Origin of the sequence: Aquipseudomonas alcaligenes, assembly GCF_003205495.1 — a bacterium.
GTDB classification, from domain to species: domain Bacteria; phylum Pseudomonadota; class Gammaproteobacteria; order Pseudomonadales; family Pseudomonadaceae; genus Aquipseudomonas; species Aquipseudomonas alcaligenes_B.
Map to the genome: position 1 here is coordinate 18677 of NZ_QJRX01000002.1, position 22286 is coordinate 40962.

The 22286-nt window shown below is 62.5% G+C and carries 19 protein-coding genes; 8 read left to right on the forward strand and 11 right to left on the reverse strand.

The window, feature by feature from the left end:
• The first annotated feature begins 12 nt into the window (after positions 1-12).
• The 4 genes from ileS to ispH all read left to right on the forward strand — a co-directional run bounded on the left by ileS (position 13) and on the right by ispH (position 4789).
• Positions 13-2844: an isoleucine--tRNA ligase gene (gene ileS, locus DMO17_RS02745; RefSeq protein ID WP_110680794.1), complete on the forward strand. Its 2832-nt coding sequence runs from the start codon at positions 13-15 to the stop codon at positions 2842-2844.
• Complete coding sequence (gene lspA, locus DMO17_RS02750) at positions 2837-3346, forward strand: signal peptidase II (protein ID WP_110680795.1); 510 nt, start codon at positions 2837-2839, stop codon at positions 3344-3346. Before ileS ends, lspA begins: the two co-directional genes overlap by 8 nt.
• Positions 3339-3776, forward strand: a complete 438-nt coding sequence (gene fkpB / locus DMO17_RS02755; RefSeq protein WP_110680796.1) for an FKBP-type peptidyl-prolyl cis-trans isomerase — start codon at positions 3339-3341, stop codon at positions 3774-3776. Before lspA ends, fkpB begins: the two co-directional genes overlap by 8 nt.
• Positions 3777-3841: 65 nt before the next feature.
• Positions 3842-4789, forward strand: coding sequence for a 4-hydroxy-3-methylbut-2-enyl diphosphate reductase (ispH, locus tag DMO17_RS02760; protein WP_110680797.1), 948 nt, complete (start codon positions 3842-3844; stop codon positions 4787-4789).
• A gap of 42 nt (positions 4790-4831) precedes the next feature.
• Here ispH and DMO17_RS02765 read toward each other — a convergent pair whose 3' ends face one another.
• The 7 genes from DMO17_RS02765 to DMO17_RS02795 form a co-directional block, all read right to left on the reverse strand.
• Positions 4832-5257 carry a type IV pilin protein gene (locus DMO17_RS02765; protein WP_110680798.1) on the reverse strand — a complete coding sequence of 142 codons (426 nt, stop codon included), beginning with the start codon at positions 5255-5257 and terminating at the stop codon, positions 4832-4834.
• Positions 5254-9216, reverse strand: a complete 3963-nt coding sequence (locus DMO17_RS02770; protein WP_258371124.1) for a pilus assembly protein — start codon at positions 9214-9216, stop codon at positions 5254-5256. The genes DMO17_RS02765 and DMO17_RS02770 overlap by 4 nt, the downstream gene beginning before the upstream one ends.
• A 38-nt stretch (positions 9217-9254) precedes the next feature.
• Entirely contained in the window at positions 9255-9818 is a 564-nt protein-coding gene (locus DMO17_RS02775) for a pilus assembly PilX family protein (protein WP_110680799.1), read from the reverse strand.
• Positions 9815-10582, reverse strand: coding sequence for a PilW family protein (locus DMO17_RS02780; protein WP_110680800.1), 768 nt, complete (start codon positions 10580-10582; stop codon positions 9815-9817). Before DMO17_RS02780 ends, DMO17_RS02775 begins: the two co-directional genes overlap by 4 nt.
• On the reverse strand, positions 10582-11094 hold the full coding sequence (gene pilV / locus DMO17_RS02785) for a type IV pilus modification protein PilV (protein WP_110680801.1): 513 nt from the start codon (positions 11092-11094) through the stop codon (positions 10582-10584). Before pilV ends, DMO17_RS02780 begins: the two co-directional genes overlap by 1 nt.
• The gene (locus DMO17_RS02790; protein ID WP_309146484.1) at positions 11091-11609 is read right to left on the reverse strand and encodes a GspH/FimT family pseudopilin; all 519 of its coding nucleotides are present in this window, start codon (positions 11607-11609) and stop codon (positions 11091-11093) included. The genes pilV and DMO17_RS02790 overlap by 4 nt, the downstream gene beginning before the upstream one ends.
• Positions 11610-11687: 78 nt before the next feature.
• A complete protein-coding gene (locus DMO17_RS02795) occupies positions 11688-12197 on the reverse strand; it encodes a GspH/FimT family protein (protein WP_110680802.1) in 510 nt (169 codons plus the stop codon).
• A 113-nt stretch (positions 12198-12310) separates the two neighbouring features.
• On the opposite strand from DMO17_RS02795, the gene DMO17_RS02800 reads away from it, so the two are divergent.
• Positions 12311-13381, forward strand: coding sequence for an NAD(P)/FAD-dependent oxidoreductase (locus DMO17_RS02800; RefSeq protein WP_375538000.1), 1071 nt, complete (start codon positions 12311-12313; stop codon positions 13379-13381).
• Positions 13382-13429: 48 nt separating this feature from the next.
• Here the strand turns inward: DMO17_RS02800 and DMO17_RS02805 are convergent, their stop codons facing one another.
• From DMO17_RS02805 to DMO17_RS02820, 4 genes are all read right to left on the reverse strand, one after another.
• Complete coding sequence (locus tag DMO17_RS02805; RefSeq protein WP_110680804.1) at positions 13430-14770, reverse strand: sigma-54-dependent transcriptional regulator; 1341 nt, start codon at positions 14768-14770, stop codon at positions 13430-13432.
• Positions 14771-14772: 2 nt separating this feature from the next.
• Positions 14773-16365 carry a sensor histidine kinase gene (locus DMO17_RS02810; protein ID WP_110680805.1) on the reverse strand — a complete coding sequence of 531 codons (1593 nt, stop codon included), beginning with the start codon at positions 16363-16365 and terminating at the stop codon, positions 14773-14775.
• Positions 16355-16585, reverse strand: a complete 231-nt coding sequence (locus tag DMO17_RS02815; RefSeq protein ID WP_110680806.1) for a PP0621 family protein — start codon at positions 16583-16585, stop codon at positions 16355-16357. The genes DMO17_RS02810 and DMO17_RS02815 overlap by 11 nt, the downstream gene beginning before the upstream one ends.
• 121 nt (positions 16586-16706) lie before the next feature.
• Positions 16707-17729 carry an outer membrane protein assembly factor BamD gene (locus DMO17_RS02820; protein WP_110680807.1) on the reverse strand — a complete coding sequence of 341 codons (1023 nt, stop codon included), beginning with the start codon at positions 17727-17729 and terminating at the stop codon, positions 16707-16709.
• Positions 17730-17876: 147 nt separating this feature from the next.
• Here DMO17_RS02820 and rluD point away from each other — a divergent pair, with 147 nt between their 5' ends.
• The 3 genes from rluD (at position 17877) to clpB (ending at position 22253) form a co-directional block, all read left to right on the forward strand.
• On the forward strand, positions 17877-18848 hold the full coding sequence (gene rluD / locus DMO17_RS02825) for a 23S rRNA pseudouridine(1911/1915/1917) synthase RluD (RefSeq protein WP_110680808.1): 972 nt from the start codon (positions 17877-17879) through the stop codon (positions 18846-18848).
• The gene (gene pgeF / locus DMO17_RS02830; RefSeq protein WP_110680809.1) at positions 18832-19566 is read left to right on the forward strand and encodes a peptidoglycan editing factor PgeF; all 735 of its coding nucleotides are present in this window, start codon (positions 18832-18834) and stop codon (positions 19564-19566) included. The genes rluD and pgeF overlap by 17 nt, the downstream gene beginning before the upstream one ends.
• Before the next feature lie 122 nt (positions 19567-19688).
• The gene (clpB, locus tag DMO17_RS02835; protein WP_110680810.1) at positions 19689-22253 is read left to right on the forward strand and encodes an ATP-dependent chaperone ClpB; all 2565 of its coding nucleotides are present in this window, start codon (positions 19689-19691) and stop codon (positions 22251-22253) included.
• Positions 22254-22286 lie beyond the last annotated feature (33 nt).

Below are 22286 nucleotides of genomic sequence, written 5' to 3' on the forward strand. Positions count from 1 at the left end.
GAAGAGCCTGAGATGACCGACTACAAAGCCACGCTGAACCTCCCGGAAACAGCCTTCCCGATGAAAGCCGGCCTGCCGCAGCGCGAGCCGGAGACCCTGGCGCGCTGGGACAGCATCGGCCTGTACCAGAAGCTGCGGGAAATCGGCGCGAATCGGCCGAAGTTCGTCCTGCATGACGGCCCGCCCTACGCCAACGGCAGCATCCACATCGGTCACGCGGTCAACAAGATCCTTAAGGACATGATCGTCCGCTCCAAGACCCTGGCCGGCTTCGACGCCCCCTACGTGCCGGGCTGGGACTGCCACGGCCTGCCGATCGAGCACAAGGTGGAGACCACCTTCGGCAAGAACCAGCCCTCCGACCTGACCCGCGAGCGTTGCCGCAGCTATGCCGGCGAGCAGATCGAGGGGCAGAAGGCCGACTTCATCCGCTTGGGCGTCCTCGGTGAGTGGGACAATCCCTACAAGACCATGGCCTTCGCCAACGAGGCCGGCGAGATACGCGCGCTGGCCGAGATGGTCAAGCAGGGCTTCGTGTTCAAGGGCCTGAAACCGGTCAACTGGTGCTTCGACTGCGGCTCGGCGCTGGCCGAGGCCGAGGTCGAGTACCAGGACAAGAAGTCCGACGCCATCGATGTCGCCTTCAGCGTCGAGGACGCCGACAAGCTGGCCGCGGCCTTCGGCCTCGGCGCGCTGGGCAAGCCGGCGTCCATCGTGATCTGGACCACCACGCCCTGGACCATCCCGGCCAACCAGGCGCTGAACGTCCACCCCGAATTCACCTATGCCCTGGTCGATACCGGTGAGCGCCTGCTGGTGCTGGCCGAGGAGCTGGTCGAGAGCTGCCTGCAGCGCTACGGCCTGAGCGGCGAGGTCGTCGCCCGCGCCGAGGGGCGCGCGCTGGAGCTGATCCGCTTCCGTCATCCGTTCTATGAGCGCTTCGCCCCGGTCTACCTGGCCGAGTACGTCGAGCTGGGCGCCGGTACCGGCATCGTCCACTCGGCGCCGGCCTACGGCGAGGACGACTTCCGCTCCTGCAAGCAGTACGGCATGAGCAACGACGACATCCTCAGCCCGGTGCAGAGCAACGGCGTGTACGTCGCCGACCTGCCGTTCTTTGGCGGCCAGTTCATCTGGAAGGCCAACCCGGCCATCGTCGCCAAGCTCGACGAAGTCGGCGCGCTGCTCAAGCACGAGAGCATCCAGCACAGCTACATGCACTGCTGGCGCCACAAGACTCCGCTGATCTACCGCGCCACTGCGCAGTGGTTCGTCGGCATGGACAAGCAGGCCACCGACGGCAGCACCCTGCGCGAGCGCGCCCTGAGCGCCATCGAGCAGACCCAGTTCGTGCCGAGCTGGGGCCAGGCGCGCCTGCACGGCATGATCGCCGGGCGCCCGGACTGGTGCATCTCGCGCCAGCGCAACTGGGGCGTGCCGATCCCGTTCTTCCTGCACAAGGCCACGGGCGAGCTGCACCCGCGCACCGTCGAGCTGATGGAGGAGGTGGCCAAGCGCGTCGAGCAGGAGGGCATCGAGGCCTGGTTCAAGCTGGACGCCGCCGAGCTGCTCGGCAGTGAGGCCGCCGACTACGACAAGATCAGCGACACCCTGGACGTCTGGTTCGACTCCGGCACCACCCACTGGCATGTGCTGCGCGGCTCGCACCCGCTGGGCCACGAGGTCGGCCCGCGCGCCGACCTCTACCTGGAAGGCTCCGACCAGCACCGTGGCTGGTTCCATTCGTCCTTGCTGACCGGCTGCGCCATCGACGGCCATGCGCCGTACAAGGCGCTGCTGACCCACGGCTTCACCGTGGACGAGAACGGCCGCAAGATGTCCAAGTCCCTGGGCAACGTGATCGCCCCGCAGGAAGTGACCGACAGCCTGGGCGCCGACATCCTGCGCCTGTGGGTCTCGGCCACCGACTATTCCGGCGAGATGGCCGTGTCCAAGGTCATCCTGCAGCGCAGCGCCGATGCCTACCGGCGTATCCGCAACACCATGCGCTTCCTGCTGGCCAACCTCGGCGACTTCGACCCGGCCAAGGACCTGCTGCCGGCCGAGCAGATGCTCGACCTAGACCGCTGGGCGGTGGACGCCGCCGCGCGCCTGCAGGCCGAGATCATCGAGGCCTACGGCGAATACCGCTTCTGGAACGTCTACTCCAAGGTGCACAACTTCTGCGTGCAGGAGCTGGGTGGCTTCTATCTGGACGTGATCAAGGACCGCCAGTACACCACCGCCGCCAACAGCCAGGCGCGCCGCTCCTGCCAGAGCGCGCAGTACCACATCGCCGAGGCTCTGGTGCGCTGGATCGCGCCGATCCTGGCCTTCACCGCCGACGAGATCTGGTCCTTCCTGCCGGGCAGCCGCAACGAGTCGGTGATGCTCAACACCTGGTACGAAGGCCTCGATCGTCTGCCGGAAGACTTCGCGCTGGATCGCGCCTACTGGGAGCAGCTCACCGAGGTGCGTGCCGCGGTGAACAAGGAGCTGGAAAACCTGCGCAACAGCAAGGCCATCGGCGGCAACCTGCAGGCCGAGGTCACCCTGTATGGCGACGAGGTGCTGCAGCAGTCCCTGGCCAAGCTTGACGACGAGCTGCGCTTCGCCCTGATCACCTCCGCCGCCACCGTCGCGCCGCTGGCCGACGCGCCGGCCGATGCGGTTGCCACCGAGGTGCCGGGCCTGAAGCTGAAAATCGTCAAGTCGGCGCACGCCAAGTGCGGCCGTTGCTGGCACTTCCGTGCCGACGTGGGCAGCAACGCCGCCCATCCGGAGCTGTGCCAGCGCTGCGTGAGCAACATCGAGGGTGCGGGAGAGGTGCGCAAGCATGTCTGATGCCTCGCGTTTCGGCCGCCTGGCCTGGCTGTGGCTGGCCGTGCTGGTTCTCGTCCTCGACCAGGGCAGCAAGCAGGTCGTGCTGCAGGTGCTGGAGTACGGCCAGCGGGTCACGGTGATCGACGGCTATTTCGACTGGACCCATGTGTACAACCGTGGCGCCGCCTTCAGCTTCCTGGCCGGCGAGTCGGGCTGGCAGCGCTGGTTCTTCGCCGCCATCGCGGTCGGCGTCAGTGCCGTGCTGGTGGTGTGGATGAAGCGCCTGAAGGCCGACGAGACCTGGCTGGCCGTGGCCCTGGCCCTGGTGCTCGGCGGCGCGCTGGGCAACCTCTACGACCGTGTGGTGCTCGGTCATGTGGTCGATTTCATCCTGGTGCACTGGCAGAACCGTTACTACTTCCCGGCGTTCAACCTGGCCGACAGCGGCATCACCGTCGGCGCCGTGATGCTGGCGCTGGATATGTTCAAGAGCAAGAAGTCCGGAGAACCCGCGCATGACTGAGCAACGTATCGGGCCGGACAAGGAAGTCACCCTGCATTTCGCCCTCAAGCTGGAAAACGGCGATGTGGTCGACAGCACCTTCGACAAGCAGCCGGCCACCTTCAAGGTCGGCGACGGCAACCTGCTGCCGGGCTTCGAGGTGGCGCTCTACGGCTTCAAGGCCGGCGACAAGCGCAGCCTGCAGGTCGCGCCGGAGAATGCCTTCGGCCAGCCCAACCCGCAGAACGTGCAGGTGATGCCGCGCAGCCAGTTCCAGGACATGGAGCTGTCCGAGGGGCTGCTGATCATCTTCAACGATGCCGCCAACGCGGAGCTGCCGGGGGTGGTCAAGGCCTTCGACGAGCAGCAGGTGACCATCGACTTCAACCATCCTCTGGCCGGCAAGACCCTGAGCTTCGATGTGGAGATCATCGCGGTTCGTCCGGTCTGATCTGCCTCAGCGGGGAGAGGCGTAGACTCTCCCCATCGCCTCCATCGCGCGCCGAGATTCCCTGCATGCAAATCAAACTCGCCAACCCCCGCGGCTTCTGCGCCGGCGTCGACCGTGCCATCGAGATCGTCAATCGCGCGCTGGAAGTGTTCGGCGCACCGATCTACGTGCGCCACGAAGTGGTGCATAACAAGTTCGTGGTCGAGGACCTGCGTGCCCGCGGTGCGGTGTTCGTCGAAGAGCTGGATCAGGTGCCGGACAACGTCATCGTCATCTTCAGCGCCCACGGCGTGTCCCAGGCCGTGCGCCAGGAAGCGGAGCGCCGCGGCCTCAAGGTGTTCGACGCCACCTGCCCGCTGGTGACCAAGGTGCATATGGAAGTCGCGCGCTACAGCCGCGACGGCCGCGAGTGCATTCTGATCGGCCACGAGGGGCACCCGGAAGTCGAGGGCACCATGGGGCAGTACGATGCCAGCAATGGCGGCGCCATCTACCTGGTCGAAGACGAGGCCGACGTGGCGGCCCTGCAGGTGCGCGACGCCGAGAATCTGGCCTTCGTCACCCAGACCACTCTGTCGATGGACGATACCAGCAAGGTCATCGATGCCCTGCGCGCCAAGTTCCCCAGCATTGGCGGCCCGCGCAAGGACGACATCTGCTACGCCACTCAGAACCGGCAGGATGCGGTCAAGCAGCTGGCCGCCGAATGCGACGTGGTGCTGGTGGTCGGCAGCCCCAACAGCTCCAACTCCAATCGCCTGCGCGAACTGGCCGAGCGTATCGGTACACCGGCCTACCTGATCGACGGTGCGGAAGATCTGGCGCGCGAGTGGTTTGCCAATGTGCAGCGCATCGGTATCACCGCCGGCGCCTCGGCCCCCGAAGTGCTGGTGCGTGGTGTGGTGGAGCAGCTGCGCGAGTGGGGGGCGGTGGGTGCAGAGGAACTGGATGGGCGGCCGGAGAATGTGACCTTCTCGATGCCGAAGGAGTTGAGGGTTAGGGCGGTAGACTAGAAAAAGGCCTGGTATTAGCAGGCCTTCCTGATTGTGGTGATTTCACTTCCAGCACTGGTCTAAGGGCTTTGTACCCGTCCGCCCCTTGTCGCCTATAGCGTTTAATGTCAGGTTTCCACAACCAGTATCACCGAATCGTTGTGTTGCTGTGAGAGTGTATCCTCCATCCCCTGCAACTGAACTGACACTCAATTCATAATATCCATTTTCCGATCGCACAACTGTGCCTGATGTATTGCGCAGGGCAAGTAAATTGATGTCGGCGCCGCTGGTTACATAACGGTTGTTCTGTGCAAAAAAACGCTCCTGACGTGCAGCGGCCTCACTCAAAAGAGCATGTCCTTCTGAACGGCTGCTGCGAGTGAGGTACTCGGTATAGTTCGGGATGGCGATGGCTGCCAGTATTCCGACAACCACCACCGCTATCATCAATTCAATTAGGGTGAAACCGGATTGCCTGTTGGTCATTGGAATTCCTCGGGAATGATATGCCAGCTCTGGCGACCAGAAGTGTTGGGGTCGTCACCTACGACAGCCGGATCCCCCGAGCCATCGCTGCCAAAGACTTTGTTTCCAGGTGCAAGAGTGAAGCCTCCGATAGCAGGGAAGCGTCTTCCTGAAACAATATCCCCTGCGGCACCGTACTGGTCTTTAGCACTGACGATTTTATCGTTGTTCAGATCAAGTACATTGAATTTGGTGCGTCCGCCCGTGGCTGCGTCAATGCCGTAGAGCCAAGTATCAGCACCCGCTGCACAGGGGTCTTCATTGGGGGTCAGGCTGGCAAAAAATAGCACCCTGCCGATGGCTGACATATTGTTTATCACCATTTCGCCTTTCAGTTGATTTCCCACTGACAAGTCAAGCGCCCAGCCCCAGCGCTCGACAGATGAATCGTGGGTGATCTTATTCGAGTCGGCGTTAGGGTTGCTGGCGTTGTAGTCCTTGAACCATTTGACAGGATTCTCACTCAGCAAGCGAATGTCGTTTATGTCGTTCTGAGTTGCATCGCCAATGACTGCGCCGTCGACTTGTAGTGAGAAGCTTTGCGCCTGCAGATTATTACGTTCTGTCGCTTTTGCCGTAGAGAGTGAAGTCCTCTGTCGCTTAGTCTGGCGATCCCAGACGCCGTAGAGTGTCATGGCTCGACTTGTATCGACATTGGCGTCGCTACTTTCAAAATACTTGCCGGTGCCAATCAGCACCAAGTAGCCAATCCTGGACGGATGGCGAACTATTGATGGTTGAATAGTAATGGCTTGGCGTTTTTCAGAGCCACTTACAGAGTCCCGAGCTGTAAATATCGGCGTGCCTCCGTAGGAGATGCTGAAATCATTAACGGTGACATTTGTGAGTGAGGTACGTGCAAATGGATCTCCCGTCAAAGCGGTTAGTGTGCTGCCTGAGCCAGTTGTGCTCACGGTGGGTACCAGATCAAAGCGCCACAGATTACCTTGAAGGTCGCCTGCATAAGCGTAATCGACTAGGCCGTCACCATTGTTGTCTGCGCCGCGGACACTGGATAGTCCGTTGGGCAAAGTTGCACCGGACTCGACAACTGGCGGTACAGTCAGCTTCTTCAACAGGGCACCTGTTTTGATGTCAATGATCATCATGGCTGCTCGGTCGTTGGTGCTGTTGTAGCCATTGCCCATCAGGACAGCCCATTGGCCGGAGTGTAGGCGGACAACTTCCGGCTGAGCGAAGGTGTAACCCAGATCACTGTCTGTAGTCGAGTCAAACTCCCAAAGCAGCTTGATTCTGTCTGGGTCGGTAATGTCTAGAGCAAATAGTGCTTTTCCACCTGCTCTTAATGTCCCTATCAGTACTGTTCGCCAGCCTTCATCGCTTCCGTTGCCAAAGTAAACATCTCGAACAACAGGGCTGCCGTCGACAAAGTAGCGATGCTCGGCGCCGGTATAGTTCTGGCCAGTGAGGCGATAAAGATTCTTGATGACTTCGGTAGGTATGAATGCAAATTCCTCTACGCCAGTTGATGCGTTGAAGCCATGCAGCATTCCGTCATTACCGCCCACATAGATCATTTCCTTGCGTAAAGGCTTTTTGTTGGCTGCTTTAAAGGCAGCATAGCTTTGGTAGCCATTGATGCTGCCAGTAGGGTTTTCGATGGCGTCAGCTTGATAGGACAGGTAACCAGGGGTGCCAACAACTACGGGGCTGGAGTTCACTATATCGCCAAGGATTGTGCTGCGTGCACGGAAGGAGGGGCTAGTAGCGCCTTCCAGGCTGCGGTCTCCTCTAATGTAGTCAACTCTTTGCGGGCCTCTGCTGTCTGTAGCACCGACCAAGCTCTCCGGGTTGATGTTGAGCAGGTTTTGCATCGTTCCCAGATTGTTCCAAGTGAAATTTTTCAACCCTGTTGTTGGATTGGTCGAATCCTTGATCATGACCTTTCGAGTGTCGGCTGCGAGGTTTTGGTTCGCTGCTTGCGCTTTCCATTGGATTGTTTGCAGGCCACTAGCATCGATCTTGGTTTTGATGAGTTCCCCGCTCCAATCTGTGCTGGAGAATTGAGTGGCGTAGACATTGCTCTGAATCGCGCTGTCATCCGCATCGGATACAAAGGAGGCGGATACTGCCGGACGCGCTGCAGTGGCGGTACGCTCGGCAATGCGGTTCAGGATATCCTTGAATGCTTGAACCATGGCATCGGGGCTGTCGACGCTGAAGAATTCGCCGCGAGAGTTGATTGCTGCGTGCCAAAGATCGTAAACATTATTAGGGCTATCTGCTGAAGCCGCAGGCCAGGCACGGTTTCCGCTTGCCAAGTTTTCATAGCCAGTGCCACCGAACGTTCCCTGGCTAGGGTCCCATTGCAGTCCTGGTTGACTCATGGCGCTGGTCAGGCCGAGGCCCATGGTGAAATTGACCATGTGTTGCCAAGTGGCCGGGTCATTGCGTGCATCCCAATAGGCTGTCGCAGGATTATTGTTCTTGAATGGCGTGAAGGGCTGCAGGCGATTGGCCAGGCCCGTTCTGAGGTCTGTCGCCCAATAGTGGAATGCCAAGTCTGCCACTGTTTGCTGCTGGCTATCGGCGTAAGGCGGGCGTGTACCGTTATAAACGGTGCCATCCGGAAGCGTTGTGCTGGAAGAGTCGTCCTTGTAATCGGCCGGCTGAGTAAAGCCCTGGTTCCAGATACCGTCCGTCATCAGAATGTGATAGCTGGGGCGGCAGGCATATGTATTGCCAGTGGTGTTTGTCTGGCTGTTGTCATTTGGATACTTCTGCCAGGGGGTGGCGGTCTTGAAGAACTCGCCCGCCCTGTACATGGCGCCGCGCAGAGGTGTACTGCCGTCGAAGGGGGGGTCCTGCAGCCAGGCCATCAACTGACCTTTATGGGCGTTGGTGTACTCGCGGAGCCTGTTATCTTGGCAGTTGGCTGTATTGCCTCCAGTGAAGGTTGTGCAGTTGGTCAAGTTCTGCCAGGTAAGACGTACTTCTGGTGGGAGGCTGGCGAAGGCGATCTGGGCAGCGGACTGAGTCGCAAGGGCGCGATTGCGATAGAAGGAGTACCAGATGGCGAAATTGCTGCGTTCATCGGTGCCCGCTGCAGCATCGTCAGCACGTGGCTGGCCAGAAGTAGCGGAAACGAATACAAGGCGGTAGCAGTCTTCGTCGGCAGGGTCTGTGGCGGTGCAGTTGGTTAAACTGTTATCACGAACGTAGTAATAGGCTTGGCGGCCTACTTGGCGAGCATCAATAGTAACTGTGTAATTGTTATTGCTGCGGCTGCAGGTTGCTCCAACGCCACTCAGTGTATCTGGGCGTGTGGAGACGCTAACTGTACAGCCAGTACCTGTAGTGGTCCGGGTGACAGTAAAGGATACGCCTGATGTAGTGCGTGATAGCGAACTACCATTGGCAATGCCGCTACTGAAGGCGTCTTGGAAATAGAAGTCGGCCGCCGGGTTTCGTGCGAAACGGCTGGAGGTGTTGCTATAACCGTAAGCAGTGGTATTGGGTAGTGTTCCCCGAGGGTCGTATGTCCAAGTCACACGATAATCGGTGGACAGGTTGTAGCTGCCGCGTCCTGAATTGAAGCCGTTGTTGAAGGCGTTGGTGAAGCTGGTGCTGAATGGGGTTGCCGCCACATTGCCGTTGCTGTCGTAGCGAGTCGGAATACGGTAGGTGACGTTGGGGTTGTAGTATAGCGGGTTGAATGCCGATGACTTGGCCCTGCGGGTTTCATGTACGCCGTTGATAGCGTCGGGTACAAAGGCCCAACGCATACTGCCCGAGTCGTCAATGGTCAGGAGCAGGTTGGGTGCCACAGTCTCGTTGAGGATCAGTGGTTTCTGGCTGATATTGAGTGCCGCCCCGCTGGCTTGCAGGGTGCCGGCAAAGTAAAGGCCAAAGCCCAGTGCAGAGAACAGGGAACGGCTTTTGAACATTGATGCGATCATTGAGTTTCTCCCCGGAAGCGAGTGTCCGAGCTGCACGTTTAGTTGCTTTCAATCAGCCCTTTCGAGTTGAGCGCGACTGTTGTCCTGATGGCGGCCTGGCTGCCGTTATTGCTGGCCATGCCATTGATCTCATAGCGAAATACGCCTATACCCATGGCGCTATTGCCATACTCCGGGTTTTCATTTTCGCCGGTGTCACTGCCAGCAGGTGCTGGGATTGCGTACCAGCGTGCAGCGCCGGTCATGACCGTGCCATCATTGGGCGAGTAAACCTGAGCGCTGGCCATATCTAGGCGATAGTCTGGCGTGCGATTCAGAAGACATAGTTTGCGTAACGGGATATTCGCGCAATCGTCAGTCGGCTCCTGTGGGCCGCGTGCAACTGTTCGCCGCTCGCCGTCACGGGTGGCGGCGTCGGCCACATTCATAAGCTGCTTGCTCTCTATCAAGTTTCCCGTGATGCGCGACTCCAGTGAAACTTCGCGTAAGTTGGCAATTGCCAGTACGGTAATGATAAGAAGAAATACTAGGGCAATGACCAAGCTGACACCTTTCTGGGTTCTGATGAGAACTGGTCGCGCGGCATGTGGAGTATGTTTCATGGCATTAGATTCCTCATGCTGGTGCTAGTAGAAAGCATGGTGTATAGCTTTTTGTCAGTTTGTGTGGTTCCGAACCAGTGCGTGTAAGTTGTGCTGGTGACGCCTTTTGTAATTTCGGTGGGGCTGGCGGCCAGTATCGAGAACTGCAGGGCGCGTATTGTTTCATTGGCGGCCGGTGCGGTGGTGTATTTGGAAACAATCTTCTCGTCGTTGTTGTTGACGCCATATTCAAAGCGTACCGCAGATATATTGGCGGCAATGACACTGAGGGTGCCGTTGTTGCCTTTGCAGGCAAGCTGAAGCGAGTTGTCGGCATCGGCGGGGTCGGTGTCGACCAAGGTGTAGAACTCAACTACTGCATCGGTAGCCACATAGGGTCGTGCGGGAATATTGGCAATGTCGTCACCCGTGCAGGTTTTGGAGCCAGTGAAGGCAGGTTGATAGCGGATGCAAAAAGAAGTGTCGCTAACTTTCTTGGCGACCTGGCCTGCGCTCATGATTCCGCAGTCGGCGGTTGACGTTGCTGGGAAGGTGTATTCCATTTCAACGTCGGGCGCGCGTCTAAAACCTGTCTTGGACAGGGCTTGCTCCAGAATCAGAATAGAAAATCGGGCGTTCTCAAGATTTCCTCCCTGACTCTGCTGGTACAGGTTGTTCTCTTTGTTATCGAGGTAAACCTGGGTGACACCTAGGATTAGGAAAGTGCTGATGAGGAGTGAAATCATGACCTCAATTAGCGATAGGCCAGCCTGCTTGTGTGTCATTACAGTTCTCCCCTCAGGCGGAATCGGCATACACCGGGGTCTGGGTTGGCGGCGGCAGAGGCGTCTAGGCAGCCATCGCCGGGCGCACGCCAGGCAATCTGAATTTCTACGGCCTGGCCAGCAGCACATACGCCGGGGCTGGGAGAGCGGCACACATAGAATTGATCCGCCAGCGCTTCGGCATCAGGCAGCATCAGGCGTACCTTATTGGCCCAGCAGGTTAGTTGCTTGGCTGTGTCGTTGGCTTGTATTGGGGATGCAGTGTCACAGGTTCCGGCGCTGGGCAGCGTTGTCAGCAGGTAGTCGTTGAGCGCGGAGGGGTTGGCGCGAATCTGCTCGAGTAAATTGCTGGCCAGCATCGCAGCGTTATTGCGCTGAACCGAGTCTGCCGTGTACTGAATGCCGCGACCCTGCATGGCTACGAGCCCAAGAATGCCAATCGTCAGCAATATCAAGGTAACCATGACCTCTATGAGGCTGAAGCCCTGGTGGCGTTGGTGAGTGTGCTTCATGGCACGCAATCTCCCAGAAGAGTGGTATCGCTATCATGACCGCGGTTATGTATGCGGCTACTGCCGCTGGGTTCGATGGTTACCAAATAAGCAAAGTTGGCCATGTCATCCCTGCAAACGATGATCCGAGTCTCTCCTACCGAGGAGGAGGCACCGTTAGAGCTGTAGGTCAGGCTCAGGGGGCTTGGCGAGGTTGCAATGTCGGCTTGGCCGGTATCAAAGGTTTCTCGCCTGAGAACTTCTGTGCTGGTTGAAACTGTCCAGACATTCCCTGCATTGCTTATGGTCACAGGTGTTCTGCGTATGACTGCTTCGGCACGGGCAAACTGCATCAGGCTATTGATGGTCTGCGCTTGTGCCTCGACTTGTTGATTGCGCACCATGCGAGTCAGATTGGGCGTGGCAATGGCAAGGGCAATGCCTAGCAGGCTGATGGTGATCATCAGCTCTATCAGGCTGAATCCTTTTGTGCTCGGGCGACACGGCATGATCTTCTCCTCATGGTCTACTTGCATACTCCCTCAGCGGCATTCCAGATGTCACAGTGCTCTGGATGGCTGGCGTCATAGTCCGGATGACCGGTGGCGCTGGAGTTACTTGGTGCATCTGGAGCTGGCTTGCAGGTTTTCGGCGCGGGTGGCCTGGCGTACGCGGCCCTGTCGATTGAGGATGAGCTGCCAGGCGATTTTTCCCTCGGCGCATTGATAGAAGCGTCCGTTGCTGGCTGGAGTGGTACCGTTTGGGTGAAACAGGATGGTTTTGCCAAAGCCCGTCCATTCAAGATGCGTGTCTGGCTTGGTTTGGAATCTGTGCAGCAGAGTCGGAGTGTCTCCGCTGCGGCGAGTCATCCAGCCTTTTCTCCAGTCAGTTACACAGCTCAGTCCGTCAGTGCTGGCGCAAATTTCTACCTTTTGGCGATTTAGTATCGCAACTGCGCGTCCCTGATGAAGTGATGTCAGTAGGGTTTCTCGCAAAGAGTCCTGCCTGTTCTTATTGATCAGGCTGACGAGGTTGGGGGTTGCAAGGGCGATTGCCAGAGACAGCAGGCTGATGGTGAGGAGAGTTTCTAGCAGGCTGAAGGCTATCTGGTTTTTCCGGAGCATGTTGTATCCCTGTGATTGAGTTGCCGTCCTGGCAGCTAGGGGTTTAGACGTGCACCGGTGGTTATGCAAACGGAGGGCGTGTGAGGCGTGTATTGATAGTGGGTGGGGGGATTATGGGGCTCCTGGCTGCGCGTTTGCTTGCCCAACAGGGGCTCAAGGTGGAGTTGCTGGACTCGGGTGGGTTGGGCGCCGAGGCCTCGTGGGCCGGTGGTGGGATCGTTTCACCACTTTACCCGTGGCGCTATGCCGCGCCAGTTGGTGAGCTGGCACGTTGGTCGCAGGGCTACTATCCGCAGCTGGGTACTGATCTCTCGTCGAGCACTGGCATAGATCCAGAGGTGCAAAAGACGGGGCTGTATTGGCTTGACCTGGAGGATGAGGCGCGGGCACTTGCCTGGGCGAGGACTGAAGAGCGCCCGCTGGTCTGCTTGCCAAGATCTGAAGTGCTTGAGCGCTTGCCAATGCTGGGTGCTGATTTCGCGCGAGCTCTTTATCTATCGGATTTGGCGAATGTCAGGAATCCGCGACTTTTGCGTGCCCTGCAGCGGCTTTTGCTGCAATACGACAATGTATCGCTTTTACCGGGGTTTCGTGTCGAGTCGTTGCTGGTTGGTCGCGGTCGGGTATCTGGGGTGCGTACGGCTTCGGGAGAGGAGCATGCTGCCGATGCTGTTGTTTTAACGGCAGGTGCCTGGAGCGGTCAGTTGCTGGCGACCCTGGGGCTGGATCTGCCGGTCGAGCCGGTGAAGGGGCAGATGATTCTCTACAAGTGCGCCGAGGACTTCCTGCCGGCCATGGTGCTGGCCAAGGGACGTTATGCCATTCCGCGCAAGGATGGGCACATCCTGGTCGGCAGCACCCTGGAGCACGTGGGCTTCGACAAGACACCGACCGCTGAGGCGCTGGCCAGTCTCAAGGCGTCCGCCGAGGCGTTGCTGCCGGCGCTGGCCGAGGCCGAGGTGGTCGGGCATTGGGCCGGGCTGCGGCCGGGGTCGCCGGATGGCGTGCCCTTCATCGGCGAGGTGCCGCAGTATCCCGGGCTGTGGCTGAACTGCGGGCATTACCGCAATGGCCTGGTGCTGGCGCCGGCATCCTGCGAGTTGTTGAAGAACCTGATGCTGGGCGAGACGCCCATCGTCGATCCGATGCCTTATTCACCGGCGGGGCGCTTGGGGCCGGCCTGAGGTGAGTGCAGCTCGCGGCTTCAAGCGCCGCAAGCTGCCTGGCTGATATCAGTCGATGCCCAGCTTCTTCAGGCGGTAGCGCATGGAGCGGAAGGTCAGCCCCAGGCGCTGGGCCGCGGCGGTGCGGTTCCAGCGGGTTTCCTCCAGCGCCTGCATGATCAGCTTGCGCTCGATCTCTTCCAGGTAGTCTTCCAGATTGTCGATCTGCGCCAGCGAGGCGTCGCCGCTGTCGCTGGCCGGGGCGGCGTCCGCCAGGCGCAGGTCGGCGGCCTGGATCAGGTCGTCCTCGCACAGGGTGTAGGCACGCTCGAGCATGTTCTCCAGCTCGCGCACGTTGCCGGGGAAGCGGTAGCACTTGAGCTTGTCCAGGGCCTCGCCGGTGAGCTTGGCCGCCGGCAGGCCGCTGCCTTCGGCCAGGCGCCTGAGCATGGTGTCGGCCAGCAGCGGGATGTCCTCGCGGCGCTCGCGCAGCGGCGGTACGCGCAGCTCGATGACGTTGAGGCGGTAGAACAGGTCCTGGCGGAAGCGCCCGGCGGCCACCTCGGCGGCCAGGTCCTTGTGCGTGGCGCAGAGGATGCGCACGTCCACCACCACCTCCTGCTGGCCGCCGACGGCGCGCACGGCTTTTTCCTGGATGGCGCGCAGCAGCTTGACCTGCATGGTCAGCGGCAGATCGGCGACTTCGTCGAGGAACAGGGTGCCGCCATCGGCGGCCTGGAACAGGCCCTGCTTGTCCTCGATGGCACCGGTGAAACTGCCCTTCTTGTGGCCGAAGAACTCGCTCTCCATCAGTTCCGAGGGAATGGCGCCGCAGTTGACCGGCACGAAGGGCTTCTCCGCGCGCGGGCCCTGTTCATGGATCAGACGCGCCACCAGCTCCTTGCCGCTGCCCGACTCGCCACTGATGTAGACCGGCGCCTGGCTGCGCGCCAGCTTCTGGATCTGCTGGCGCAGGGTCTTCATTGGCGGCGACTCGCCGAGCAGGCGGGTGTCCACCGGGCCCTCGCTGTTCTCGCCGCTGCGCAGGCGCAGGGCGGTGGCCACCAGTTCGCGCAGGCGGCCGAGGTCCACCGGCTTGGTGAGGAAGTCGAAGGCGCCGGCCTTGAGGGCGTTGATCGCGGTGTCCAGGCTGCCGTAGGCGGTGATCATGGCCACCGGCACCTGGGCGTGGCGCTGCTGGATGTGCTGCACCAGCTCCAGGCCGGTGCCGTCCGGCAGACGCATGTCGGTCAGGCACAGGTCGAACGGCTCGCGCGCCAGCCACTCGCGGGCCTCCTTGACGTTGCGCGCGCTGCGCGTGTCGAGCTTCATGCGCCCCAGAGTGATCTCCAGGAGTTCGCGGATGTCGGGTTCGTCGTCGACGATCAGGGCTCTCTGCCGGGTGCTCATGGTCAGCTCAGCTTGCGTGGGTGGGCGAAGGTGATGCGGAAGCAGCTGCCGCCACCTTCGCGCGGTTTGTAGTCGAGGCGTGCCTGATTGCTTTCGCACAGCTCGCGGGAGATGTACAGGCCTAGGCCGGTGCCCTTGTTGTCGGTGGTGTAGAAGGGTTCGAAGATGTGCTGCACCTGGTCGGGTGGCACACCGGGGCCGTTATCCAGCACTTCCAGGGTCGGCAGGTCGCTCTCGCTGTCGCGATACAGCTTCAGCCAGACTTGGCCGAGCTGGTGCTTCTGCGCGCTGTAGCGCAGGCCGTTCTGCACCAGGTTGGTCAGCACCTGGTTCAGCTGATGGGGGTCCATGCGCGTCTGCAGGCCACTGCCGAGCGTCTCCAGGTGCAGGGTCTGGTCGATCCGCGCCGAGTTGCGGAATTCGCTGGCGAAGCGGTGCAGCCAGTACTTCAGGTCGAGCAGCTGCGGCTCGGCCTGGCGCCGGCGCGACAGCTGCAGGACGTTCTCGATGACCATGTTCATCCGCCGCGAATGGTCCTGGATGATCTGCGCCAGGCGCCGGTCCGGATCGTCCAGGGCCTCGGACTCCTGCAGCAGCTGTGCGGCATGGCTGATCGCGCCCAGCGGGTTGCGGATCTCGTGGGCGATGCCGGCGGTCAGCCGGCCGAGGGAGGCCAGCTTGAGCTGCTGGGCCTGCTGGGTGATCTGCGAGATATCGTCGAGAAAGATCAGGGTGTGCTGCTCCTCGCCGCGCTGCAGGGGGATGAAGCTCGGCTGCAGCACCGGCCCCTCCGGTATGGCCTGCAGGCTCTGCGGGCGCAGGGTGGGGTTGTGCTGCCACTGTTGCAGGCGCCTGACCAGCTCCGGGCAGTATGGGTCGAGCACCTTGCCCTCCAGCTTGCCGCGCCCGAGCATGCCGAGGGCGCCCTGGTTGGCCAGCAGCACCCGGTGCTGCTTGTCCAGCACCAGGATGCCGGTGCGCATGCGCTGCAGGATCAGCGAGTTGAGCGCCTCCAGGCTGGCCACGTCGACCGCGCGCTGCTCGGCCAGGCTCTCGCTCTGCTGCAGGCGCCGGGTCAGGCCCTGGAGGAACAGCGCCGCGGCGAAGCACAGGGCGCCGAGGGCGCCGGCCTGGACGAACTGGGCGGTGGCGGCCGAGCGGGTCAGGCTCAGGTAGAAAGTCAGGCTGAGCATGCCGATGGCGGCGACGGCGGCGATCAGCAGGCCGATGCGCCCGCGCAGCAGGATGTTGGCGATAGCCACCGCCACCACCAGCAGGTTGCCGATGCCGCTAGGGGTGCCGCCGGCCGAGTAGAACAGGGCGCAGAGCAGCAGCACGTCGAGCAGTGCCAGGCCGAATACCTGGGCCAGGTGCCGCGGGCGCTGCATGAACACGGCGACCAGCACGTTGAAGATCAGGTAGGCCCAGCTGCCGTAGCGGAACAGCTGCACGTGGGCCAGCTGCAGCAGTTCCTGGTCCAGCTGGCTGGAGATCAGCAATACCAGGGCCAGGCCGACGGTGACCCGGTACAGGTTGTACAGGCGCAGGATGCGGCGGCCGGGCAGCTCGCCGAGGGTCAGGGCGTCAGCAGTCACTGCTGTGGCTGCTCTGTTCCAGATGGGCCTGGCTGCAGTACCAGTGCTCGCCGCGGGGCAGGGCCTTGTCGCGCGGCACGTGCACGCCGCACTGGGCGCAGCGCACCATGGGCGCCGGCTCTGCAGGCGGCGGGGTCGTCGGTGCGGCCGGGCGTTTGAAACGCCGCCAGAGCCAGAAGGCGGCGGCGATCAGGGCGATCCAGAACAGCAGACGGAACATTGGCGTGCTCTTCTTGTTGGCAAAGGCGCAGTTTAGCCAAGTGCGCCGGCGCAGCGCAGCAGGTACGGCGGCGGGCATGAAAAAGGGAGGCCTGGGCCTCCCTTCGGTCGATACGGCGAACTCAGTCGAACAGGCCGAAAGTCATGTAGCTGAACCAGGAGCGGTCAGCGGAATTGCCTTCGGCTTCGCTTTCCAGGTCTTCCTCGGCTTCTTCTTGGTTTTCCGGCTGCAGCTCGTCCGGGATCTCTTCCTGGGCTTCCTCGTACTGGCGGATGACGTCCTGGCTGGCGCGGGTCTCGCCCGGCGGCAGCGGCGCATCGGACTCGATCAGGCCGAGGGTGGCCTTGGCCAGCCAGGAGCGGTTGTCGGCTTCCTCTTCGAGGGGCACGAACTGGCCGTCGACCAGGGTCGGGTGATCCGGGTAATTGAGCTTGAGGGTTTCCAGGCTGGTGGCGGCCAGGTCGTCCAGCTCCAGGCGCTGATAGGCCTCGACCATCAGGGCCAGGCCATCGCCCACGGCCGGGGTCTCCTGGAAGTTCTCCACCACGTAGCGGCCACGGTTGGCGGCGGCGACGTAGGCCTGGCGGGTCAGGTAGTAGCGGCCGGCATGGATCTCGTAGGCGGCCAGCAGGTTGCGCAGGTAGACCATGCGCGCCTTGGCGTCCGGCGCGTAGCGGCTGTTGGGGAAGCGGCTGGTGAGCTGGGCGAATTCGTTGAACGAGTCGCGTGCGGCCCCCGGGTCACGCTTGGTCAGGTCCAGCGGCAGGAAGCGGGCCACCAGGCCGCGGTCCTGGTCGAAGGAGGCCAGGCCCTTGAGGTAGTAGGCGTAGTCGACGTTGGCGTGCTGCGGGTGCAGGCGGATGAAGCGCTCGGCGGAGGCTTTGGCGGCTTCCGGCTCGACATTCTTGTAGTAGGCGTAGATCAGCTCCAGCTGCGCCTGCTCGGCATAGCGGCCGAAGGGGTAGCGCGATTCCAGGGCCTTGAGCTTGGCGATGGCGTTGTTGTAGCTGTTGCTGTCGAGATCGTCCTGGGCCTGCTGGTACAGCTCGGTCTCGCTGAGGTTTTCGTCCACTTCCGGCTTGTTGGACGAGCAGGCGGCGGTGAGGGCGAGGGTGGCGATCAGCAGCAGGTGTTTCACTTGCATGGTGGCTTGCGTCCCTGTGACGGCGGCTGTCTAGGCCTCGGCCGTCCTGTTATGATGAGCGCCCCGGAAATGGCCGGGACAAAGACGCCGTATTTAACCACAGCGTGCAGCCGAAACCAAAAGCCGCACCGCCCTCCGCAGCAGCCCATGTCCGAAGACTCCGATCAGCTCATTCAACTCACCGCCGAAGTGCCGTCCGACCTCGGTGGCCAGCGCCTCGACCAGGTCGCCGCCCAGCTGTTCGACGAGTATTCGCGCTCGCGCCTGACGGCCTGGATCAAGGAGGGCCGCCTGACCGTCGATGGCGCCCTGCTGCGGCCGAAGGATGTCGTCCACAGCGGTGCCGTGCTCAACCTGCAGGCCGAGCAGGAGGCCCAGGGCGAATGGGTGGCGCAGGACATCCCGCTGAACATCGTCTACGAGGACGAGCACCTGCTGGTGATCGACAAGCCGGCCGGCCTGGTGGTCCATCCGGCCGCCGGGCATGCCGACGGCACCCTGCTCAACGCCCTGCTGCACCATGTGCCGGACATCATCAACGTGCCGCGCGCGGGCATCGTCCACCGCCTGGACAAGGACACCACCGGCCTGATGGTGGTGGCCAAGACCCTGCAGGCGCAGACCAAACTGGTCGACCAGCTGCAGAAGCGCACGGTCAGCCGCATCTACGAATGCATCTGCATCGGCGTGATCACTTCCGGTGCCACCATCGACGCGCCGATCGGCCGCAGCTCGGCCAACCGCCAGCGCATGGCGGTGATCGACGGCGGCAAGCCGGCCGTGACCCATTACCGGGTGCTGGAGCGCTTCCGCTCGCACACCCATGTGCGGGTCAAGCTGGAGACCGGGCGCACCCACCAGATCCGCGTGCACATGACCCATGCCGGCTACCCGCTGGTGGGCGACCCGCTGTACGCCGGGCGCTTCCGCATTCCGCCGGCGGCCAGCCCGACCCTGGTGCAGACCCTCAAGGAGTTCCCGCGCCAGGCTCTGCACGCGCGCTTCCTCGAACTGGAGCATCCGGTCACCGGGCAGCGCATGAAGTGGACCTCGCCGCTGCCCGAGGATCTGGTCTGGCTGCTCTCGCTGCTGCGCCAGGACAATGAATCCTTCGTCTGACTGGCTGCTGCCGGACTGGCCGGCGCCGGCCAACGTACGCACCTGCGTCACCACCCGTGCCGGCGGCGTCAGCCAGGCACCCTTCGACGGCCTGAACCTCGGCGACCATGTCGGCGACGACCCCGCCGCCGTCGCCGCCAACCGTGCTCGGCTGGTCGAGACGCTGGGCTGCCGCCCGGCCTGGCTGCAACAGGTGCACAGCCCCGATGCGGTCGAGGCCGATCCCCGACAGGTGCCGACCGCCGATGCCAGCTGGACGGCCGCGCCGGGTACCGCCTGCGCCGTGCTGACCGCCGACTGCCTGCCGGCGCTGTTCTGCGACCGCGCCGGCACCCGGGTCGCGGCGGCGCATGCCGGCTGGCGCGGGCTGGCCGGTGGCGTGCTGGAAAATACGGTGGCCGCCCTGGGTGTCGAGCCGGACGAGCTGCTGGTCTGGCTGGGGCCGGCCATAGGCCCGCAGTCCTTCGAGGTCGGTGCGGAAGTACGCGAGGCCTTCCTTACCCGGCACGCCGAGGCCGAGCGGGCCTTCGTGCCGAGCGCCAATGCCGGCAAGTACCTGGCCGATCTCTACAGCCTGGCGCGCATCCGCCTGGCGGCCATCGGCGTTACCGCCGTGCATGGTGGCGGGCTGAATACCTTCAGTGACCCGCGCTTCTTCTCCTACCGCCGCGCCGCCCGTACCGGGCGCTTTGCCTCGCTGGTCTGGCTGGCCGACTGATCTCCGTCAACGCGCCGCCGCTTGAATCGGGAAAAACTGTCCTCATCTAGAGAGCAATTCCGGGCTTCACTATCGGGAGCAGTTCAGCGCTCTGGCCCGCTCATCGTAGGAAGGACATTTTCATGCGCATCGACCGTCTCACCAGCAAGTTGCAACTTGCCCTCTCCGACGCCCAGTCCGTCGCCGTGGGTCTCGACCACTCCGCCATCGAACCGCTGCACCTGATGCAGGCCCTGCTGGAACAGCAGGGCGGCTCGATCAAGCCGCTGCTGATGCAGGTCGGCTTCGACGTGGTGGCCCTGCGTCAGGCCCTGACCAAGGAGCTCGACCAGCTGCCCAAGCTGCAGAACCCCACCGGCGACGTGAACCTGTCGCAGGACCTGGCGCGCCTGCTCAACCAGGCCGACCGGCTGTCGCAGCAGAAGGGCGACCAGTTCATCTCCAGCGAGCTGGTACTGCTCGCCGCCATGGACGAGAACACCCGGCTGGGCAAGCTGCTGCTCGGCCAGGGCGTATCGAAGAAGGCCCTGGAGAACGCCATCGCCAACCTGCGCGGTGGCCAGGCGGTCAACGACCCGAATGCCGAGGAGTCGCGCCAGGCGCTGGACAAGTACTGCGTCGACCTGACCAAGCGCGCCGAGGACGGCAAGCTCGACCCGGTGATCGGCCGTGATGACGAGATCCGCCGCACCATCCAGGTCCTGCAGCGCCGCACCAAGAACAACCCGGTGCTGATTGGCGAGCCCGGCGTCGGCAAGACCGCCATTGCCGAAGGCCTGGCCCAGCGCATCGTCAACGGCGAGGTGCCGGACGGCCTCAAGGACAAGCGCCTGCTGGCCCTGGACATGGGCTCGCTGATCGCCGGCGCCAAGTTCCGCGGCGAGTTCGAGGAGCGCCTGAAGGCGGTGCTCAACGAACTGGGCAAGCAGGAAGGGCGCATCATCCTGTTCATCGACGAGCTGCACACCATGGTCGGCGCCGGCAAGGCCGAGGGCGCCATGGACGCCGGCAACATGCTCAAGCCGGCCCTGGCGCGCGGCGAGCTGCACTGCGTCGGCGCCACCACCCTGGACGAGTACCGCCAGTACATCGAGAAGGACGCCGCGCTGGAGCGCCGCTTCCAGAAGGTGCTGGTGGACGAGCCCTCCGAGGAGGACACCATCGCCATCTTGCGGGGCTTGAAAGAACGCTACGAGGTGCACCACGGCGTGACCATCACCGACGGTGCCATCATCGCCGCGGCCAAGCTGAGCCACCGCTACATCACCGACCGCCAGCTGCCGGACAAGGCCATCGACCTGATCGACGAGGCCGCCAGCCGCATCCGCATGGAAATCGACTCCAAGCCGGAGGAGCTGGATCGCCTGGATCGCCGCCTGATCCAGCTGAAGATCGAGCGCGAGGCGCTGAAGAAGGAAGACGACGAGGCGGCCAAGAAGCGCCTGGAGAAGCTGCAGGACGACATCGCCAAGCTGGAGAAGGAATACGCCGACCTGGAGGAAATCTGGAAGTCGGAGAAAGCCGAGGTGCAGGGCTCGGCGCAGATCCAGCAGAAGATCGAGCAGGCCAAGGCCGACCTCGAGGCGGCGCGGCGCAAGAGCGACCTGCAGCGCATGGCCGAGCTGCAGTACGGCATCATCCCCGACCTGGAACGTAGCCTGCAGATGGTCGACCAGCACGGCAAGAGCGAGAACCAGCTGCTGCGCAACAAGGTGACTGACGAGGAGATCGCCGAGGTGGTCTCCAAGTGGACCGGCATCCCGGTGAGCAAGATGCTCGAGGGCGAGCGCGACAAGCTGCTGCGCATGGAAGACGAGCTGCACAAGCGCGTCATCGGCCAGCACGAGGCGGTGGTGGCGGTGGCCAACGCCGTGCGCCGCTCGCGCGCCGGCCTGGCCGATCCGAATCGTCCCAGTGGTTCCTTCCTCTTCCTCGGCCCGACCGGGGTGGGCAAGACCGAGCTGTGCAAGGCCCTGGCCGAGTTCCTCTTCGACACCGAGGAGGCCATGGTGCGCATCGACATGTCCGAGTTCATGGAGAAGCACTCGGTGGCCCGCCTGATCGGCGCGCCGCCCGGCTACGTGGGCTACGAGGAGGGCGGTTACCTGACCGAGGCGGTGCGCCGCAAGCCTTACTCGGTGATCCTCATGGACGAGGTGGAGAAGGCCCACCCGGACGTGTTCAACGTGCTGCTGCAGGTGCTGGAGGACGGTCGCCTGACCGACAGCCAGGGTCGTACCGTGGACTTCAAGAACGCTGTGGTGGTGATGACCTCCAACCTCGGCTCGGCGCAGATCCAGGAGCTGGTCGGTGATCGCGAGGCGCAGCGTGCGGCGGTGATGGATGCAGTGAGCAGCCACTTCCGTCCGGAGTTCGTCAACCGCATCGACGAGGTGGTGGTGTTCGAGCCGCTGGCCCGTGAGCAGATCGCCGGCATCGCCAATATCCAGCTGGCGCGCCTGCGCCAGCGCCTGGCCGAGCGCGAGCTGGCCCTGGAGCTGACCGACGAGGCGCTGGACAAGCTGGTGGCGGTCGGTTTCGACCCGGTCTACGGCGCGCGGCCGCTCAAACGGGCGATCCAGCGCTGGATCGAGAACCCGCTGGCGCAGCAGATCCTGGCCGGCACCTTCCTGCCGGGGGCGACCATCCATGCCCGGGTCGAGGGCGAGGAGATCGTCTTCGCCTAAGTGCTGTGCCTATGAAAAGCCCCGGTAGACCGG

Bases quoted from the DNA above. Each gene is read 5' to 3' on its own strand.
- ileS (WP_110680794.1), top strand. From the start codon at position 13: ATGACCGACTACAAAGCCACGCTGAACCTCCCGGAAACAGCCTTCCCG.
- lspA (WP_110680795.1), top strand. From the start codon at position 2,837: ATGTCTGATGCCTCGCGTTTCGGCCGCCTGGCCTGGCTGTGGCTGGCC.
- fkpB (WP_110680796.1), top strand. From the start codon at position 3,339: ATGACTGAGCAACGTATCGGGCCGGACAAGGAAGTCACCCTGCATTTC.
- ispH (WP_110680797.1), top strand. From the start codon at position 3,842: ATGCAAATCAAACTCGCCAACCCCCGCGGCTTCTGCGCCGGCGTCGAC.
- DMO17_RS02765 (WP_110680798.1), bottom strand. From the start codon at position 5,257: ATGACCAACAGGCAATCCGGTTTCACCCTAATTGAATTGATGATAGCG.
- DMO17_RS02770 (WP_258371124.1), bottom strand. From the start codon at position 9,216: ATGATCGCATCAATGTTCAAAAGCCGTTCCCTGTTCTCTGCACTGGGC.
- DMO17_RS02775 (WP_110680799.1), bottom strand. From the start codon at position 9,818: ATGAAACATACTCCACATGCCGCGCGACCAGTTCTCATCAGAACCCAG.
- DMO17_RS02780 (WP_110680800.1), bottom strand. From the start codon at position 10,582: ATGACACACAAGCAGGCTGGCCTATCGCTAATTGAGGTCATGATTTCA.
- pilV (WP_110680801.1), bottom strand. From the start codon at position 11,094: ATGAAGCACACTCACCAACGCCACCAGGGCTTCAGCCTCATAGAGGTC.
- DMO17_RS02790 (WP_309146484.1), bottom strand. From the start codon at position 11,609: ATGCAAGTAGACCATGAGGAGAAGATCATGCCGTGTCGCCCGAGCACA.
- DMO17_RS02795 (WP_110680802.1), bottom strand. From the start codon at position 12,197: ATGCTCCGGAAAAACCAGATAGCCTTCAGCCTGCTAGAAACTCTCCTC.
- DMO17_RS02800 (WP_375538000.1), top strand. From the start codon at position 12,311: ATGGGGCTCCTGGCTGCGCGTTTGCTTGCCCAACAGGGGCTCAAGGTG.
- DMO17_RS02805 (WP_110680804.1), bottom strand. From the start codon at position 14,770: ATGAGCACCCGGCAGAGAGCCCTGATCGTCGACGACGAACCCGACATC.
- DMO17_RS02815 (WP_110680806.1), bottom strand. From the start codon at position 16,585: ATGTTCCGTCTGCTGTTCTGGATCGCCCTGATCGCCGCCGCCTTCTGG.
- DMO17_RS02820 (WP_110680807.1), bottom strand. From the start codon at position 17,729: ATGCAAGTGAAACACCTGCTGCTGATCGCCACCCTCGCCCTCACCGCC.
- rluD (WP_110680808.1), top strand. From the start codon at position 17,877: ATGTCCGAAGACTCCGATCAGCTCATTCAACTCACCGCCGAAGTGCCG.
- pgeF (WP_110680809.1), top strand. From the start codon at position 18,832: ATGAATCCTTCGTCTGACTGGCTGCTGCCGGACTGGCCGGCGCCGGCC.
- clpB (WP_110680810.1), top strand. From the start codon at position 19,689: ATGCGCATCGACCGTCTCACCAGCAAGTTGCAACTTGCCCTCTCCGAC.